11 protein-coding genes and 1 pseudogene are annotated in these 17,913 nt (G+C 54.8%); 8 read left to right on the forward strand and 4 right to left on the reverse strand.

Annotation, left to right across the window (positions count from 1 at the left end; genetic code table 11):
* Window positions 1–8 precede the first annotated feature (8 nt).
* Complete coding sequence (gene tkt, locus JGF26_RS08285) at window positions 9–1,997, forward strand: transketolase (RefSeq protein ID WP_108090860.1); 1,989 nt, start codon at window positions 9–11, stop codon at window positions 1,995–1,997.
* 90 nt (window positions 1,998–2,087) lie between these two features.
* Here the strand turns inward: tkt and JGF26_RS08290 are convergent, their stop codons facing one another.
* A complete protein-coding gene (locus tag JGF26_RS08290) occupies window positions 2,088–2,420 on the reverse strand; it encodes a tRNA-binding protein (protein ID WP_028016153.1) in 333 nt (110 codons plus the stop codon).
* 137 nt (window positions 2,421–2,557) lie between these two features.
* On the opposite strand from JGF26_RS08290, the gene ebgR reads away from it, so the two are divergent.
* The 6 genes and pseudogenes from ebgR (at window position 2,558) to ygjK (ending at window position 12,166) form a co-directional block, all read left to right on the forward strand.
* Complete coding sequence (gene ebgR, locus JGF26_RS08295) at window positions 2,558–3,541, forward strand: transcriptional regulator EbgR (RefSeq protein WP_049007821.1); 984 nt, start codon at window positions 2,558–2,560, stop codon at window positions 3,539–3,541.
* A 146-nt stretch (window positions 3,542–3,687) separates the two neighbouring features.
* On the forward strand, window positions 3,688–6,771 hold the full coding sequence (ebgA, locus tag JGF26_RS08300) for a beta-galactosidase subunit alpha (RefSeq protein ID WP_134707688.1): 3,084 nt from the start codon (window positions 3,688–3,690) through the stop codon (window positions 6,769–6,771).
* A complete protein-coding gene (locus JGF26_RS08305; RefSeq protein ID WP_028016150.1) occupies window positions 6,768–7,217 on the forward strand; it encodes a beta-galactosidase subunit beta in 450 nt (149 codons plus the stop codon). The genes ebgA and JGF26_RS08305 overlap by 4 nt, the downstream gene beginning before the upstream one ends.
* A gap of 56 nt (window positions 7,218–7,273) precedes the next feature.
* Window positions 7,274–8,710, forward strand: a complete 1,437-nt coding sequence (locus tag JGF26_RS08310) for an amino acid permease (RefSeq protein ID WP_028016149.1) — start codon at window positions 7,274–7,276, stop codon at window positions 8,708–8,710.
* A 38-nt stretch (window positions 8,711–8,748) separates the two neighbouring features.
* Entirely contained in the window at window positions 8,749–9,807 is a 1,059-nt protein-coding gene (gene ygjJ, locus JGF26_RS08315; protein WP_028016148.1) for a protein YgjJ, read from the forward strand.
* Between the two features lie 13 nt (window positions 9,808–9,820).
* A pseudogene (gene ygjK / locus JGF26_RS08320) lies at window positions 9,821–12,166 on the forward strand (alpha-glucosidase).
* Here ygjK and JGF26_RS08325 read toward each other — a convergent pair.
* The 3 genes from JGF26_RS08325 to aegA all read right to left on the reverse strand — a co-directional run bounded on the left by JGF26_RS08325 (window position 12,163) and on the right by aegA (window position 15,943).
* Window positions 12,163–13,206: a DUF1176 domain-containing protein gene (locus JGF26_RS08325; RefSeq protein WP_028016146.1), complete on the reverse strand. Its 1,044-nt coding sequence runs from the start codon at window positions 13,204–13,206 to the stop codon at window positions 12,163–12,165. The pseudogene ygjK and the gene JGF26_RS08325 sit on opposite strands and share 4 nt — an antisense overlap.
* A 101-nt stretch (window positions 13,207–13,307) precedes the next feature.
* A complete protein-coding gene (gene nudK / locus JGF26_RS08330) occupies window positions 13,308–13,901 on the reverse strand; it encodes a GDP-mannose pyrophosphatase NudK (RefSeq protein WP_028016145.1) in 594 nt (197 codons plus the stop codon).
* A 65-nt stretch (window positions 13,902–13,966) separates the two neighbouring features.
* Window positions 13,967–15,943 carry a formate-dependent uric acid utilization protein AegA gene (gene aegA / locus JGF26_RS08335; protein ID WP_134707687.1) on the reverse strand — a complete coding sequence of 659 codons (1,977 nt, stop codon included), beginning with the start codon at window positions 15,941–15,943 and terminating at the stop codon, window positions 13,967–13,969.
* A 152-nt stretch (window positions 15,944–16,095) separates the two neighbouring features.
* On the opposite strand from aegA, the gene narQ reads away from it, so the two are divergent.
* Window positions 16,096–17,790: a nitrate/nitrite two-component system sensor histidine kinase NarQ gene (gene narQ / locus JGF26_RS08340; RefSeq protein ID WP_134707686.1), complete on the forward strand. Its 1,695-nt coding sequence runs from the start codon at window positions 16,096–16,098 to the stop codon at window positions 17,788–17,790.
* Window positions 17,791–17,913: the final 123 nt, after the last annotated feature.

The following is a 17,913-nucleotide window of genomic DNA, read 5'->3' on the forward strand; positions in this document are numbered from 1 at the left end:
AGTGAACTATGTCCCGTAAAGAGCTAGCCAATGCCATTCGCGCCCTCAGCATGGATGCCGTGCAGAAAGCCAATTCCGGCCACCCTGGCGCGCCTATGGGCATGGCTGATATTGCCGAAGTATTGTGGAACGACTTCCTGAAGCACAACCCCAACGACCCCACCTGGTACGATCGTGACCGCTTTATTCTCTCTAACGGCCACGCCTCAATGCTGCTCTACAGCCTGCTGCATCTTTCCGGTTACGACCTGCCGATTTCCGAGCTGAAAAACTTCCGCCAGTTGCACTCCAAAACACCGGGTCACCCGGAGATTGGCTATACGCCAGGGGTGGAGACCACCACCGGACCGCTCGGTCAGGGGCTGGCGAATGCAGTCGGGCTGGCGATTGCCGAGCGTACGCTGGCCGCGCAGTTTAATCAGCCGGGGCATGACATCGTTGACCATTATACCTACGTGTTTATGGGTGACGGCTGCCTGATGGAGGGGATTTCCCACGAGGTCTGCTCCCTGGCGGGCACGCTGGGGCTCGGCAAGCTGATTGGCTTCTACGATCACAACGGCATCTCCATCGACGGGGAAACCAAAGGCTGGTTCACCGACGACACGGCGAAACGCTTCGAAGCCTACCACTGGCACGTGGTACATGAGATCGACGGGCACGATCCTGAGGCAGTGAAAAAAGCGATTCAGGAAGCGCAGAGCGTGAAGGACAAACCGTCGCTGATTATCTGCCGCACGGTTATCGGCTTCGGCTCGCCAAACAAAGCAGGTAAAGAGGAGGCGCACGGCGCGGCGCTGGGTGAAGAGGAAGTGGCGTTAACCCGACAAAAACTGGGCTGGAAATACCCGCCGTTTGAAATCCCAAAAGAGATCTACAAAGCATGGGATGCCCGAGAAACCGGTGAAAAGGCACAGCAGTCCTGGAACGAGAAGTTCTCCGCTTACAAAAAAGCGCACCCGGATCTGGCCGCCGAGTTTTCCCGCCGCATGAGCGGCGGTCTGCCGGAAGACTGGGACGATAAAACCCAGGCGCTGATTGAAAACCTGCAGGCTAACCCGGCGAAAATCGCCACCCGTAAGGCGTCTCAAAATACGCTCAATGCCATTGGGCCTATCCTGCCCGAACTGCTCGGTGGTTCAGCGGACCTGGCACCCAGTAACCTGACGATCTGGTCTGGCTCGAAATCACTGAAAGAGGACATCGCCGGGAACTACATTCACTACGGCGTGCGCGAATTCGGGATGACCGCCATTGCCAACGGCATCGCCCATCACGGCGGCTTCGTGCCCTACACCGCCACCTTCCTGATGTTTGTCGAGTATGCCCGTAACGCGGCGCGCATGGCGGCCCTCATGAAGGCGCGACAGATTATGGTCTATACCCATGACTCAATTGGTCTGGGAGAAGACGGACCAACGCACCAGGCGGTGGAACAGCTAGCGAGCCTGCGCTTAACGCCAAACTTCAGCACCTGGCGTCCGTGCGATCAGGTGGAAGCGGCGGTCGGCTGGAAGCTGGCAGTGGAACGTCATACTGGCCCGACAGCGCTAATCCTTTCACGCCAGAACCTGGCGCAAATTGAGCGTACTCCGGAGCAGGTGAAAAACATCGCCCGCGGCGGCTACATCCTGAAAGACAGCGGCGGTAAACCGGACGTGATCTTGATTGCGACCGGTTCAGAGGTGGAAATCACGGTGAAAGCCGCCGAGAAGCTGACCGCCGAAGGTCATGCGGTGCGCGTGGTTTCATTGCCATCAACGGATATCTTTGACGCCCAGGATGAAGCGTACCGGGAATCGGTTCTGCCATCAAACGTTGCGGCTCGCGTAGCGGTAGAGGCGGGTATTGCCGACTACTGGTACAAGTACGTAGGGCTGAAAGGAGCAATTGTCGGGATGCACGGATACGGTGAATCGGCGCCTGCCGATAAGCTGTTCCCGTATTTCGGCTTTACCGTTGAGAACGTGGTTGAGAAGGCGTTGAGTGTGATCTAGTGCGGCCTGCGTGCCCGGTGGCGCTACGCTTACCGGGCCTACATGGTCCGAAACATAGGCCGGGTAAAACATAGCCGCCACCCGGCTTTTTCACACCACTCTTACCCCTGCCGCCATCGCCCGCTCCGGTGTTAGCAGCACGCTTTCGCTGGCATCGTCAGTCTCCGCACAGAGCAACATGCATTCAGACGTCTCGCCGCGCATTTTGGCTTTTGCCAGATTACACAGCACCACCACCACTTTCCCCATCAACTCCTGTTCCCGGTAATAGGGCACCAGACTGGTGACGGTTTGCAGCGTTCTGTCGCCCACATGAATCTGCGCGATATAGAGTTTGTCTGCGTTAGCGTGGCGTTTAACGTCCACGATCGTCCCCACGCGGATCTCCAGCTTTGCAAAGTCATCGTAAGTTATCGTGTCCATGCTCCCTCCTTAGTAAAATTTTACTAAATATTAGCACGATATTTGTGGGAGGCAACACGCAGGATATTTAGTAAAAACTGATGCATGTCCGAACGCATCCTTTACAATGGGTTATCACGTGGGGAATAAGGACAATTATGGCAACGCTCAAAGACATCGCGACGGAGGCTGGCGTCTCGCTGGCGACGGTATCCCGGGTTTTAAACGATGACCCAACGTTGAACGTAAAAGAAGAGACCAAACACCGCATTCTGGAGATTGCTGAAAAGCTGGAATATAAGAGCACCACGTCCCGTAAAATGCAGTCTGTCGCAGTGGGTCAGCAACATATTCTGGCACTCTACAGCTATCAGCAAGAGCTGGAGATTAACGACCCTTACTACCTTGCGATTCGCCACGGCATTGAGACACAGTGTGAAAAACTGGGTGTCGAACTGAGTAACTGTTACGCCAATACAACCCTGCCTGACATTAAAAAACTCACCGGGGTACTGATTGTCGGCAAACCTTCCACAGCCATTCGCCGCACTGCGATGGCGTTGACCGACAACGTCTGTTTTATTGATTTCCATGAGCCCGGCAGTGAATTCGACTCCGTCGATATCGACCTCTCCCGCATCAGCAAACAGATCATAGACTTCTTTATTCATCAGGATGTTAAACGCATCGGTTTTATCGGCGGAGAAGATGAACCCGGTAAAGCCGATATCCGTGAAGCGGCATTTGTGGAATATGGGCGCCTGAAAGGCGTTGTGTCAGAGCAGGATATCTGGCGCGGTGGCTTTTCCAGCTCATCCGGGTATGAACTGGCGAAAAAAATGCTGGCTGAGAAGAGCTGGCCAGGCGCGCTGTTTGTGGCGTCAGACTCCATCGCCATCGGAGTATTACGCGCTATCCACGAAAAGGGGCTGGCGATCCCGGAGGATATCTCGCTCATTAGCGTGAACGATATCCCAACCGCCCGCTTCACCTTCCCGCCGCTTTCCACCGTACGCATTCATTCCGAAATGATGGGCAGTCAGGGCGTTAACCTGCTGCTGGAAAAATCCCGTGATGGCCGGGCACTCCCCCTGCAGGTTTTCGTGCCAAGCGTCCTGAAACTGCGCGGCACGACACGCTGATTTCCCCTCTTCAAACACACAGCCGGGCATGCCCGGCTTTTTTTATTTCGTGATCGAGTTAAAGCAAATCAGTTTTACTGATTTTATTTAGTAAAATTTTTACTAAAATCTTCAGCAATGATGTTTTACCCCTACAGGGAGATCACATGAATCGCTGGGAAAATATTCAACTCACGCATGAAAACCGGCTTCCGCCGCGTGCGTACTTCTTCTCTTATGACACTGTCGCCCAGGCTCTCACCTTTGCCCGCGAGGCCAGCAGCCATTTTCTGTCGCTAAGCGGCCAGTGGAACTTTCATTTTTTCCCGAACCCGCTGCTGGTACCGGAAAACTTCACCACACAGTACATGGCTGACTGGGGCCAGATTACCGTACCGGGCATGTGGCAGATGGAAGGTCACGGTCAACTGCAATACACCGATGAGGGTTTCCCCTTCCCGGTAGACGTGCCGTGGGTGCCCACCGATAACCCCACCGGGGCATATCAGCGCTGGTTCACTCTGTCAGACAACTGGCAGGGCAAACAGACAATCATCAAGTTTGACGGCGTCGAAACCTACTTCGAAGTCTACGTGAATGGCCGCTACATCGGTTTCAGTAAGGGAAGTCGACTGACTGCCGAATTTGATATCAGCGACGCGGTACATAGCGGACAAAACCTGCTGTGCGTGCGTGTGATGCAGTGGGCAGACTCCACCTACATTGAAGATCAGGACATGTGGTGGACCGCAGGGATTTTCCGCGACGTTTATCTGGTCGGTAAAACGCCGACACACGTCCGCGACGTCACGATCAAAACCACGTTTGACGAGTCATACAAGGATGCGACCCTTTTCTGTCAGCTGGAACTGGAAAACCTGTCCCCTCACGCCTCTACCGTGTCGCTGGAGTACGCCCTGTATGATGGCGAGGTCGAACTTCATCAGGGCACGACCGACAGCCTGACCGTGTCCCGCAGCACTGAAACCGCCTTTAGCATTGAGGTCAAACAGCCTCAGCAGTGGTCATCAGAATCGCCCTGTCTCTATCATCTGGTGTTGACGCTAAAAGATGAGAACGGGCAAACGCTGGAGGTTATCCCACAGCGCGTTGGTTTCCGCGATATCAAAGTGCGCGACGGTCTGTTCTACGTTAACAACCACTACCTGAAACTCCACGGTGTAAACCGTCACGACAACGATCATCTGAAAGGCCGTGCGGTAGGCATGGATCGCGTTGAGCGCGATCTGATCCTGATGAAGCAACACAATATCAACTCGGTTCGCACCGCCCACTACCCCAACGATCCGCGCTTCTATGAGTTGTGCGATATCTACGGCCTGTTCGTAATGGCGGAAACGGATGTGGAATCCCACGGTTTTGCCAACGTTGGCGACCTGAGTCGAATTACCGACGATCCGGCATGGGAGCACGTCTATGTTGAGCGCATTGAGCGCCACATTCACGCGCAAAAAAACCACCCGTCCATCATCATCTGGTCGCTCGGAAACGAATCCGGCTATGGCTGCAACATCCGCGCCATGGCACGTGCGGCAAAAGCGCTGGATGACACGCGACTGCTGCACTATGAAGAAGATCGCGATGCCGAGGTAGTGGATATCATCTCCACCATGTATACCCGCGTACCGCTGATGAATTTGTTCGGTGAGTACCCGCACGCCAAACCACGCATTATCTGTGAATACGCTCATGCGATGGGCAACGGTCCCGGCGGGTTAACCGAGTACCAGAACGTGTTCGATCGTCACGACTGCATTCAGGGCCACTACGTCTGGGAATGGTGCGACCACGGTATTCAGGCGGTTGATGCCAGAGGCAATACGTATTACGCCTATGGTGGTGATTTTGGTGACTACCCGAATAACTACAACTTCTGCCTCGACGGGCTGATTTACTCCGATCAAACCCCAGGCCCGGGGTTGCGTGAGTACAAGCAGGTAATTGCTCCGGTGAAACTACGCTGGCAAGACGACAAACTCTGCGTAGAAAACCGCTTCTGGTTCACAAACCTGGATGATTACACCCTGCACGTCGAGGTACGGGCGGAAGGTGAAACCCTGCACAGCCAGCTACTGACGATGACAGGAGTAGCCCCCAACAGCGAAAGCAGCATAAGCCTGAATTTACCTGAACTGGATGAGCGGGAAGCGTTCCTGACCGTGCGCATCAGCAAAAATAGCCGTACGCGCTACAGCGAAGCCGGGCACAGTATCGCGGTGTACCAGTTCCCGTTAAAAGCACGCACAAACCACGCCACACCGCTTATCAATACCAACGCCACGCCACTTCATCTGGAAGAGGATCGCCTGAGCTGCACCGTGACCGGACACAACTTCCGCGCGAGCTTCTCTAAAGTGACGGGAAAACTCAGCGCCTGGCAGGTAAACGGCGAAGAGAACATCACTCGTGAGCCGAAGATTAACTTCTTCAAGCCGATGATTGATAACCACAAGCAAGAGTATGAAGGGCTGTGGCAACCCAACCACCTGCAGATCATGCAGGAGCACCTGCGCGGTTTCGAGGTTGAGCAACGGGACGACGCGATCATTATCACAACCCGTACGCTGATTGCCCCGCCGGTGTTTGATTTTGGCATGCGCTGCACCTACCGCTGGCGCATCGCCGCCGATGGGCAAATCAACGTTGAACTGAGCGGTGAGCGCTACGGCGAGTATCCACACATCATTCCGTGCATCGGCTTTACGCTCGGCATCAACGGCGAATTTGACCAGGTGAGCTATTACGGACGCGGACCGGGGGAAAACTATCCGGACAGCCAACAGGCCAGCACCATCGATCTGTGGCACACCACGGTAGATGAGATGTTTGAAAACTATCCGTTCCCGCAGAACAACGGCAACCGCCAGCAGGTACGCTGGGCCACGCTTGCCAACCGTCACGGCAGCGGCCTGCTGGTGGTGCCTGAGCAACCCATCCATTTCAGCGCATGGCACTACACGGCAGAAAACATCCACGCAGTACAACACTGCAACGAACTGCGTCGCTGCGATGACATCACCCTCAACCTTGACCATCAGGTACTGGGTTTAGGCTCTAACTCCTGGGGAAGCGAAGTGCTGGACTCCTGGCGCGTCTGGTTCAGACCGTTCCGCTACGGCTTCACGCTGCTCCCGCTTGAAGGTGGGCAAACTGCCGCGCAGGCGCTGGCGAACCATCAGTTTGGCACCGGTTTCTTCTCCATGAATTCACACAGCGAGGCAGACCAATGATCGTTATCGACAGTCTGGAACAGTTCCAGAAACTTTACCGTGCGGGGCGTAAATGGCAGCGCTGTTCTGAAGCGATTAACAATATCGACAACATCCAACCCGGTGTAGCCCACTCGATCGGTGATTCGCTGGCCTACCGCGTCTCCTGCGATGCCAGTACCGACGCGCTATTTGTCGGTCATCGGCGCTATTTCGAAGTGCATTACTACCTGCAGGGCACGCAGAAAATTGAATACGCCGCGAAAGCATCCCTGCAGGTTGTGGAGTGCTATCGCGATGAAACCGACCGCGAATACCTGAAAGGTGTGGGTCACACCGCTCAGGTCCACGAGGGGCAAGTTGTGATTTGTGAGAATCACGAGGCGTATCGCTTCATCAGCGACATGCCGACAAAAAAAGTCGTCCTCTATGTGACCATCGAAGACGGTTATTTCCATAACAAATAAAAATGTGAGCGGTGCCAATGAAGCACCGCTATCCTCCCTGTACCCGGAGAAACGTTATGTCTGAAACCATCAAACGCAATACCATCGGCAAATTCGGCCTGCTGTCGCTGACATTTGCCGCCGTGTTTAGTTTTAACAACGTTATCAATAACAATATTGAGCTGGGGCTCGCCTCCGCGCCCATGTTCTTTTTAGCCACCCTGTTCTATTTCATTCCGTTCTGCTTAATTATCGCTGAATTTGTCTCACTGAATAAAAACTCCGAAGCCGGGGTTTACGCCTGGGTGAAAAGTTCGCTGGGCGGACGCTGGGCCTTTATTACCGCCTACACCTACTGGTTCGTGAATCTGTTCTTCTTCACCTCGTTATTACCGCGCGTCATCGCCTACGCTTCATATGCTTTTTTAGGCTATGAGTACATTCTTACGCCGTTTGCTACCACGGTACTGAGTATGGTGCTGTTCGCGTTCTCAACCTGGGTCTCCACCAACGGGGCGAAAATGCTGGGGCCGATCACCTCAGTGACCTCCACACTGATGCTGCTGCTCACTCTCTCCTATATCCTGCTGGCCGGCGCCGCGCTGGTGGGTGGCGTGCAGCCCGCCGACCCGATAACCGTTGACGCAATGATCCCGAACTTCAACTGGGCCTTCCTCGGCATCACCACCTGGATATTTATGGCTGCCGGTGGCGCGGAATCCGTTGCGGTCTATGTCAACGACGTTAAAGGTGGCTCTAAATCCTTCGTGAAGGTGATTATTCTGGCGGGGATTTTCATCGGCGTGCTGTACTCCATCTCCTCGGTGTTGATTAACGTCTTTATCAGCAGTAAAGAACTGAAATTTACCGGCGGTTCGGTTCAGGTGTTCCACGGTCTGGCGGTGTGGTTTGGGCTGCCGGAAGTCCTGATGAACCGCTTTGTCGGCCTGGTCTCCTTTACTGCGATGTTCGGTTCTCTGCTGATGTGGACCGCAACGCCGGTAAAAATCTTCTTCTCTGAGATCCCAACCGGAATTTTTGGCCCAAAAACCGTGGCGCTGAACGAAAATGGCGTACCGGCCCGCGCGGCGTGGATCCAGTATCTCATTGTGATCCCGTTGATGATTATTCCCACAATGGGTTCAAATACCGCTCAGGAGCTGATGAACACCGTCATCAATATGACCGCCGCCGCCTCCATGCTGCCGCCGCTGTTCATTATGCTGGCCTACCTGAACCTGCGTCGTAAGCTCGATCACCTGCCGCGCGATTTCAAAATGGGCTCACGCACCATGGGTATGGTGGTGGTGTCGATGCTGATTGTGATTTTTGCTATCGGCTTTGTGGCCTCAACCTTCCCCACCGGTGGCAATATTCTGACGATTATTTTCTATAACGTCGGAGGGATCGTTTTATTCCTCGGATTTGCCTGGTGGAAATACAGCAAATACGTCAAAGGATTATCAAAAGAACAACAACAAATTGAAGCCTCACCAGCCTCAAATATTCATTAACACCGAAGGCACGGATATTCTTTCTTTGGGATGAGTGCATGAAAATTAAAGAGAAAACAATTGGGGCACTCGCTGCCCTCTCTTTCTGCTGCCCCGCATTTGCCGCAGAAGAAGCCCGACCCGCTGAACACGACGATACCAAAACACCGGAACTCACCACCTCTTCATTTCGCTTTTATGGTGAACTGGGTATCGGCGGATATATGGATCTGGAGGGTAAGAATAAACATAAATACAGTGACGGCACCTATATTGAGGGCGGTCTGGAGATGAAGCACGGGAACTGGTTCGGCCTGATTTATGGCGAAGGCTGGACCGTTCAGGCCGATAGTCAGGGTAACGCCTGGGTACCAGACCACAGTTGGGGTGGTTTCGAAGGGGGGCTTAACCGTGTTTACGGCGGCTACAAAACCGCTAACAGCACCGAAATTATGCTGAGCCTGCGTCAGGACTCTTCTCTGGATGACCTGCAGTGGTGGGGAGATTTCACCCCGGATCTGGGCTACGTGATCCCTAACACCCGCGACATAATGTATGCCCTCAAGGTGCAGAATCTCTCCGGCGATCTGCGCTATAGCATCACCGCAACGCCTGCCGGGCATCATGATGAGAGCAAGGCCTGGCTGCATTTCGGCAAATACGATCGCTACGACGACAAGTATACCTATCCGGCGATGGTGAACGGCTATCTCCAGTATGACATCGCGAAAGATGTCACCTGGATGAACGGTCTGGAAATCACCGACGGTACCGGACAACTCTTTTTAACCGGGATGTTGTCGCCGAACCTGGCCGCACGCGCCTGGCACCACACGGGACGCGCCAGGGGTAAAGATGTACCAGGGACAGAAACGGGCTATATGGTCAGCGCCATGGTGGAAGCGCTAAAAGGCGTCTACCTTTCTACCGCCTACAGCTATGCCAAACACCGTCCGGACAATGGCGGGGACGAAACGACGTCCTTTATGCAGTTCGGTATCTGGTACGAGTACGGTGGAGGACGCTTTGCCACCGCAGCCGACAGCCGCTTCTATATGAAAAATGCCTCAGGCGACCCAAGCGATCGGGTCTTCCTGATGCAATACTTCTACTGGTAAAAGGATCTTCCCCATGAAATTCTGTCTTACGCCGCTGGCCTGCGCGCTGGTATTGAGTTTTTCAGCCCACGCCACCACGGCAAATGACTTTAAAAACGTGATTAACCGCACCGGTGCGCCGCAGTATATGCACGATTTCGACGCTGACGACCACCAGCGTTTTAACCCCTTTTTCGATTTGGGTGCCTGGCATGGGCATCTGCTGCCTGACGGACCGCAAACCCAGGGAGGATTTCCTGGCGTAGCGCTGCTCACCGAAGAGTACATCAACTTTATGGCGACGAATTTTGATCGCCTGAGCGTGTACCAAAACGGTAAAAAAGTGGATTTCACCCTTGAGGCTTTCAGTCTTCCCGGCGCGTTGGTGCAAAAGCTGAGCGCGAAAGATGTGCAAATCGAAATGACGCTACGTTTCGCAACCGCGCGCACCTCATTGCTAGAAACGCAGATTACGAGCAAGACGCCACTGGACCTGGTATGGGATGGCGAGCTGCTGGAAAAACTTGAGGCCAAAGAGGGCAAACCGCTTTCGGATAAGACCATAGACGGCGCGTATCCCGATTATCAGCGCAAAATGGTTCCCACCCGTGACGGCCTGAAGGTGACGTTTGGTAAAGTGCGATCCACTTGGGATCTCCTTACCTCCGGCAGTTCCGAATATCAGGTGCATAAATCAATCCCGGTAGATACCACCGTCAACGATCATCGCTTTATCAGTCGGGCACACGTTTCCGGCAGCACCACGCTGTACACCACCTACTCCCATCTGTTGAATGCTGACGACGTTGCGCACGAGCAGCCGAAAATTCGCGACATTCTGGCGCGGCCCGCCTGGTTCATGAGCGCCTCGCGAACACGCTGGGAGGGATATTTACAAAAGGGGCTTACCAACCCGAATGCGACACCAGAGCAAACTCGTGTCGCGGTGAAGGCCATCGAGACGCTGAACGGTAACTGGCGTTCACCGGGTGGTGCGGTACGTTTTAACACGGTGACGCCCTCCGTGACCGGACGCTGGTTCTCCGGTAACCAGACCTGGCCGTGGGACACCTGGAAACAGGCCTTTGCCATGTCGCATTTCAACCCGGATATCGCCAAAGAGAACATTCGCGCGGTGTTCTCCTGACAGATTAAACCCGACGATCCGGTGCGCCCTCAGGATGCCGGATTTGTGCCGGATCTTATCGCCTGGAACCTGAGCCCGGAACGCGGCGGTGACGGTGGCAACTGGAACGAACGAAACACCAAACCGAGCCTGGCGGCATGGTCGGTGATGGAGGTATACAACACCACACATGACAAGGCCTGGCTGGCAGAGATGTACCCTAAACTGGTGGCCTACCATGACTGGTGGCTGCGTAACCGTGACCATAATGGTAACGGTGTGCCGGAGTACGGTGCGACGCGTGACAAAGCCCATAACACCGCCAGTGGTGACATGCTGTTTACGGTGAAAAAAGGCGATAAGGAGGAGCCGCTTTCCGGACTGAATAACTACGCCCGGGTAATCGAAAAAGGGCATTACGACAGTCTGGAGATCCCGGCGCAGGTTGCCGCCTCGTGGGAGTCCGGACGTGATGACGCCGCCGTGTTCGGATTTATAGATAAAACGCAGCTGGATAACTATGTCGCAAAAGGCGGAAAACGCAGCGACTGGATAGTAAAGTTTGCCGAAAACCGAAGTAAAGAAGGCGATCTGCTGGGTTACTCGTTACTCCAGGAGTCCGTCGACCAGGCGAGTTATATGTACAGCGATAATCACTATCTGGCACAAATGGCGAGCCTGCTGGGTAAAGAGCAGGATGCCAGCCACTATCGCCAATTGGCGGATAAACTCGCGACCTACATCAATACCTGTATGTTCGATGCGAACAGCGGTTTTTACTATGACATTCGCATTGAGGATAAACCGCTTGAGAATGGCTGTGCGGGCAAACCTATCACCGAGCGCGGTAAAGGGCCGGAAGGCTGGTCTCCTCTGTTTAACGGTGCAGCAACCCAGGAACATGCTGATGCCGTGGTGAAGGTGATGCTGGATCCGAAAGAGTTCAACACGTATGTGCCGCTCGGGACTGCCGCACTAACCAACCCGGCATTTGGTCCGGATATTTACTGGCGTGGTCGCGTCTGGGTCGACCAGTTCTGGTTTGGACTCAAAGGGATGGAACGCTACGGCTATCGGGAACAGGCACGAACGCTGGCAGATAACTTCTTTAAACACGCGAAGGGGTTAACGTCTGATGGTCCAATTCAGGAAAACTACAACCCGCTGACCGGGGCACAGCAAGGCGCACCCAACTTCTCGTGGAGCGCGGCACATCTGTACATGCTGTATAACGACTTTTTCCGGAGAAACTAACGGGTGATCCACAACGTGGGCCAGGCGTCGGGTCGATTCCAGTTATCGCAACTCGGCTCCTCGGCATAGCGCACCAGGCGAAAACGCTGGCCGTCAAAACGCCAGCGCGTCTGGACACCACAATCTCCCAAACCACGACCCAGCGCGAGCGTTGTCAGCTCGCGCGTCTTCTCATCGAAGCTGGCATTCATCAATTCCATTTCGCTGTCGTCACTTGATGGCGTAAAGGGCAGACGCAGCCTGACGCTGCGGGCGGTGAACGGTTTTTTACGTGAGACCAGCCACGCCAGATCGACGGTATTATAAGCCCCCGCCTCGCAGCTGACGATCAGCAGCGCTTTGTCATCGGTTAACGCGGTGACGCGCACTTCCCGGCGGTTAGGATCCAGAGAGCACTGGTTGCTGTTCATCCGTCCGGTACCATAGTCCAGCAGGTCGTTCAGTTCGGCGTGGGAGAGCGGCGTCGGTGTCGGGTTGACGACCGACACCTTTTTTAAAGCTGGAGCGGGTGGAACGCTTAACGGCGGGTCGTCACCTTTCTTGATCCACGCGGTTTCGCTCCCGACGCGCTTTTGCTGCGCATCAATGAACAGCAACGCCGCTTTCAGACCGCTCAGGGAAATCACCTGCTTGCCGTCGCGCATGGTCAGGGATTTCCCTTCCTGGATGTTTTTCAAAAAGGCGGTAACGGTGGCGGCATCGTCCGTTTTCAAATGCCATGGCGTGAGCTGCCAGTGCTGTTTGTCCAGCTTAAGGGGAACGTTATCCAGCAGTAATCGGGGAGCAATATCCGGCTCTTTAACAGAGGGGGCGTCAAGACCGCCGAGATCGATGCGCAGCGTTGCATCCGTTTTCGCCCCGGCGCTTCGGGTGAGCGTCATAACCAGACCACGGTGTTCACCCGTATTGCGTGCCAGACAGAAATTCTGGTTATTGCAGGTCACCTGCCAGTCAGAAAATGCCTGCTGAGCAGGCGCAGCACGCACCAGCGGAGCGAAGAGCACGCAGAAGAGGGAGAATAAAAAAACACTGTAGCGCATGAATGACACAATCCCGGAACGAAAACGCTTAACTGGGCAGTATCTTCGGGTTACCACCGGGGTTGCTCAATCGGATTTATCAGATATACCCGAAAAATCATCTACATCCGTTCGAAAGCAGTGTCCATCAGCCCGGTTGTTTGTAAATACTGCAGTAATATCACAGCCTTGCCATCCCTGATTTCGCCTGAACGCATCATCTCCAGCGCACGAGAAAAGGGGAGCTCCAGCACTTCGATATCTTCATCTTCGACACCACCGCCCCGGTGAGTCCGCTGCGCATCGCTGTATTCCGCAATGAAGAAATGCACAATTTCCGTTACGCCGCCTGGGGACATAAACAGCTCGAAGACCTTTTTGACCTCACCCACTTCGAAGCCGGTCTCTTCTACGGCCTCTTTGCGGATACACACTTCCGGCTCGTCATCATCAAGCAGGCCGGCACAGGTTTCAATCAAACGACCATCAGGGTTGCCATTAACCCATGTTGCAACCCGGAACTGACGGATCAGCACCACACTCTGCTTTTCGCGGTTATAGAGCAAAATAGTTGCCCCATTACCGCGGTCATAGACCTCGCGTTTGTGGCGGATCACTTCACCGTTGTTACGTGTAAGATCATAGGTGATGTTACGCAGGACAAAGTAGTTTTCAGAGAGAATTTTGTCTTTGATAACGTCAATTTTCAGGGTCATACGGGCTCCACGGCACAATGAGTCGTCCTATACTACGCCGTGGCTCCCGCTTTGTCGCCCGCCGGTTAACGATGTTTCGACGCCCCAACCCCAAGCCAGTCGAGTATTCCTTGTGCCGCATGACGCCCTTCCGCCATCGCGGTCACCACCAGATCCGCCCCACGCACCGCATCGCCACCCGCGAAGATTTTCGGGTTGGTCGTCTGGTAACGATAATGACTCTCTACCGAGGCCACAATTCGCCCCCAGTCATCCGTTTCGACACCCTGCGCCTGCAGCCACGGCATAGCGTGTGGGTTAAAACCAAACGCCATGATCGCTGCATCAGCAGGCATCACAAACTCACTGCCCGCCACCGGAACAGGTCGACGCCGTCCCTGCGCATCCGGTTCGCCGAGTTCGGTACGCAGCATCCGGATGCCATTGACCTTGCCGTCTGGATCACGCGTCAACTCAACCGGCTGGACGTTAAATTCAAACGCCGCGCCCTCTTCTTTGGCATTCTTCACCTCTTTCTTCGAGCCGGGCATATTGACCTCATCCCGACGATAGGCGCAGGTGACTTTCGCCGCGCCGTGGCGTAACGCAGTACGGACGCAGTCCATCGCCGTGTCTCCTCCCCCAAGCACCACGACGTTTAACCCGTGAGTATCAATAAACGGTTCACTGGCCGTCGCCTCCAGCCCCATAACATGGCGCGTGTTGCCCACAAGGAAAGGCAATGCGTCATAGACGCCTGGCGCGTCTTCATGCGGTATCCCCGCTTTCATCGAGCGATAGGTTCCCACGCCAATAAACAGCGCATCAAAGTCGTCCTGCAACTGAGACATCGACACGTCCTGACCCACCTCGCAGTTCAGCTCGAAGCGGATCCCCATCGCGGTAAATATCTCTCTGCGTCGCGCGAGCAGTGATTTGTCGAGCTTGAATGCCGGGATACCAAAGGTCAGCAAACCGCCAATTTCCGGATGCCTGTCATAAACCGTCACGCTGACACCATTACGCACCAGCACATCGGCGCAGGCCAGCCCGGCAGGCCCTGCCCCGATAATCGCAACCCGCTTGTCCACCGGAGTAACGCCGCTCATATCCGGTCTCCAGCCCATCGCCAGCGCCTGGTCAGAAATATAGCGCTCAATATTCCCTATGGTGACTGAACCCGCGCTATCGTGCAGCGTGCAGGCCCCTTCACATAATCGGTCCTGCGGACAGACGCGACCGGTAATTTCGGGTAAACAGTTGGTCTGATGAGAAAGCTCAACGGCACCCGCAATATCCCCCGCATTGACGCGCTCAATCCACTGCGGGATATGGTTGTGCAGCGGACAGGTCCACTCGCAGATGCTGTGCTCTCCGCACTTCAGGCATCGAGATGCCTCACGACTGGCCTGTGCAGCCCGGAACGGCAGGTAAATTTCGTTAAAATGGTTAACGCGTTCTGCGGCAGTAAGCTTGTCAGGTTCACCGCGTGGCGGGGTCGTTTGCATCCGCTGCAGTTTGGTTTGCGAAATAACCTCTCTGACAGCCTCCGCATGCCAGGGCTGCGCCTCCAGACTGGCAGTGCGCTGTCGGCGCGATTTGGCCAGATTATCCAGCACGGTAGACGTCGCCAGCGAAAGGACATCTGCCGGGCAATTTTCAATACAGGCCGGGCCTTGTGGGCGCGTCAGGCAGAGATCGCATTTATTCGCCGATGCCTTCACGCTGCCGTTTTCAAGCGGGGTGACGATAATCTCCATCGTGCCAAACGGGCAAGCCACCACGCAGGCTTTACAACCGATGCATTTTTGTTGATTCACCTGTACGCTGTCATCGCATTTGCTGATGGCACCGTTCGGGCAACTTTGCGCGCAAGGTGCAGCTTCACAGTGATGGCAGGTCACGGGGCTTCTCGTCTCGCCAAATTTCAGGACCGTGATACGAGGATGAAAATGGCGCTCGCTCAGGACATGCTGCTCGCCGTTGTGCGCCATCACGCAGGCCACTTCGCAGGCCCGACACCCAATGCATTGCTGGCCGTTAGCCATAATAAAACGATTCATAACCACACCTGTTTTTGGTTCAATAACCTTATTCTTTGTATGAATAGGGTATTTACGCATTACGGCGCGATCGGGCAATGTTCAAATGCCCAGGACGCCAAACTATTTCAAGTGAACCTGTGGCAGATCAATTTTATTCAGAGGGCCGTTCTGTGACCGTTAAACGACCTGTTTCCGGCAGCCTTGCCTGGGCTTTCGTTTCGATTATTGCGTTATCCATTCTGACAAGCAGCGCTGCGCTGCTGACGCTGGCCAGTAGCCAGCGAGATGCCGAAGCCATCAACATCGCAGGTTCGCTGCGCATGCAGAGCTACCGCCTGGGCTATGAGATGCAGGGAAACAGCCCGTCTCTGGCGGCGCACCGCGAGAACTGGCAGAAGACATTAAGCGCCCCGGCATTAGAAAAGTTGAACCGCTGGTACGTACCGGACAACGTCAAACAGCGCTATCAGCAGCTGCACGTCGCCTGGCTGGAGATGGATACGCGCATCGCGCACGGCGACATCGCGTGGTATCAAAGCCACATTGAAGATTTTGTCGGCCGTATTGATGCCTTTGTGCTCGCCCTCCAGCACTACACCGAACATAAAATCCAGACGGTGACCCTGCTCTCTCTGGCTGGCGCGCTTGGGATCCTGCTCCTGACGCTGTTTACCCTGCGACGCATCCGTCGCCAGGTAGTGCTGCCGCTTAACAATCTTGTCGCGGCAAGCGAGCGGATTGAGCGAGGGGAATTTGAGACCCCTGCCCCGGATACCGCACTGCCGAATGAACTGGGCCAACTCTCCCGCGCCTTCAACCATATGTCAGCCGAGTTACATACTCTCTATCGTTCGCTTGAAGCCTCGGTGGCGGAAAAGACGCGACATTTGCATGAAGCCCATCAGCAGCTCGAAATGCTGTTCAAATGCTCTCAGGCGCTGAACACCGGCCAAATTGACAGCCTGTGTTTCCGGCATATCCTGCAGATCGTCCATGACTATACGCAGATGAATTATCTGGAATTACGCACCAGCGATGACTGGCGGCTGTGTGAAGGAACAGAAACGAGCGGTATTCCACTGCAAAACCTGCCGGTGCTGATGCAGGATACGCTGTATGGTGAGCTGCGCTGGCAAAGTGAGACGGACAGCGTTCCTCTCCCGCTGATGAGAAGTGTGGCGACGATGCTCGGACGCGGGCTGTACTTTAACGAGGCGCAAAAACATTACCAGCAGCTGCTGCTGATGGAAGAGCGCGCAACCATCGCCCGTGAACTCCATGATTCGCTGGCGCAGGTGCTGTCGTATCTGCGGATCCAGCTTACGCTGCTTAAACATGCGGTGCCGCAGGACAATGCCCCGGCACAGACCATCATCACCGACTTCTCCCGCGAGCTGAACAACGCCTGGCATCAGTTGCGCGAGCTGCTCACCACCTTCCGCCTGACGCTCAACCACGCAAATTTACCTGCGGCACTCCAGGAGTCTCTCGACGTTCTGCAGAGCCAGACGCAGGCAAAGCTACATCTTGACTGTCGTCTCTCCTCGCTGGCGCTTGATGCGCAAAAGCAGGTGCATCTGTTACAGATCGTGCGTGAGGCGGTGCTGAATGCGATTAAACATGCACAAGCCAGTGAAATTACCGTGAGCTGCGTGACCTCCGTGGATGGCACGCACAGCGTCAGCATTCGTGACAACGGCATCGGGATTGGCGAAGCCAGCGAACCAGCGGGACACTACGGGTTGAATATTATGCGTGAACGCGCGCAACGGCTCGGAGGAATGCTGCACTTTTCGCAGCCGCAAAACGGCGGCACGCTGGTCAGCGTGACGTTCCCGGTCCCCACGCCGTTAACCGGTAAATAACGGTAAAGGGGGAAGCGCAGGAAAAAGCGCATGATAATTTACATTATCTCCTTTATTTCTCCACGTTTGGTCTTCGTCTTGCCGCTAAAGTGATGCAGGCAATAAACAATAATGACGTGCAGC

Source organism: Enterobacter sp. E1 (genome assembly GCF_016809815.1).
In the GTDB taxonomy this organism is placed as follows: Bacteria; Pseudomonadota; Gammaproteobacteria; order Enterobacterales; family Enterobacteriaceae; genus Enterobacter; species Enterobacter adelaidei.

Coding starts and splice junctions, on each gene's coding strand:
- tkt (WP_108090860.1), top strand. CDS start 9: ATGTCCCGTAAAGAGCTAGCCAATGCCATTCGCGCCCTCAGCATGGAT.
- JGF26_RS08290 (WP_028016153.1), bottom strand. CDS start 2,420: ATGGACACGATAACTTACGATGACTTTGCAAAGCTGGAGATCCGCGTG.
- ebgR (WP_049007821.1), top strand. CDS start 2,558: ATGGCAACGCTCAAAGACATCGCGACGGAGGCTGGCGTCTCGCTGGCG.
- ebgA (WP_134707688.1), top strand. CDS start 3,688: ATGAATCGCTGGGAAAATATTCAACTCACGCATGAAAACCGGCTTCCG.
- JGF26_RS08305 (WP_028016150.1), top strand. CDS start 6,768: ATGATCGTTATCGACAGTCTGGAACAGTTCCAGAAACTTTACCGTGCG.
- JGF26_RS08310 (WP_028016149.1), top strand. CDS start 7,274: ATGTCTGAAACCATCAAACGCAATACCATCGGCAAATTCGGCCTGCTG.
- ygjJ (WP_028016148.1), top strand. CDS start 8,749: ATGAAAATTAAAGAGAAAACAATTGGGGCACTCGCTGCCCTCTCTTTC.
- JGF26_RS08325 (WP_028016146.1), bottom strand. CDS start 13,206: ATGCGCTACAGTGTTTTTTTATTCTCCCTCTTCTGCGTGCTCTTCGCT.
- nudK (WP_028016145.1), bottom strand. CDS start 13,901: ATGACCCTGAAAATTGACGTTATCAAAGACAAAATTCTCTCTGAAAAC.
- aegA (WP_134707687.1), bottom strand. CDS start 15,943: ATGAATCGTTTTATTATGGCTAACGGCCAGCAATGCATTGGGTGTCGG.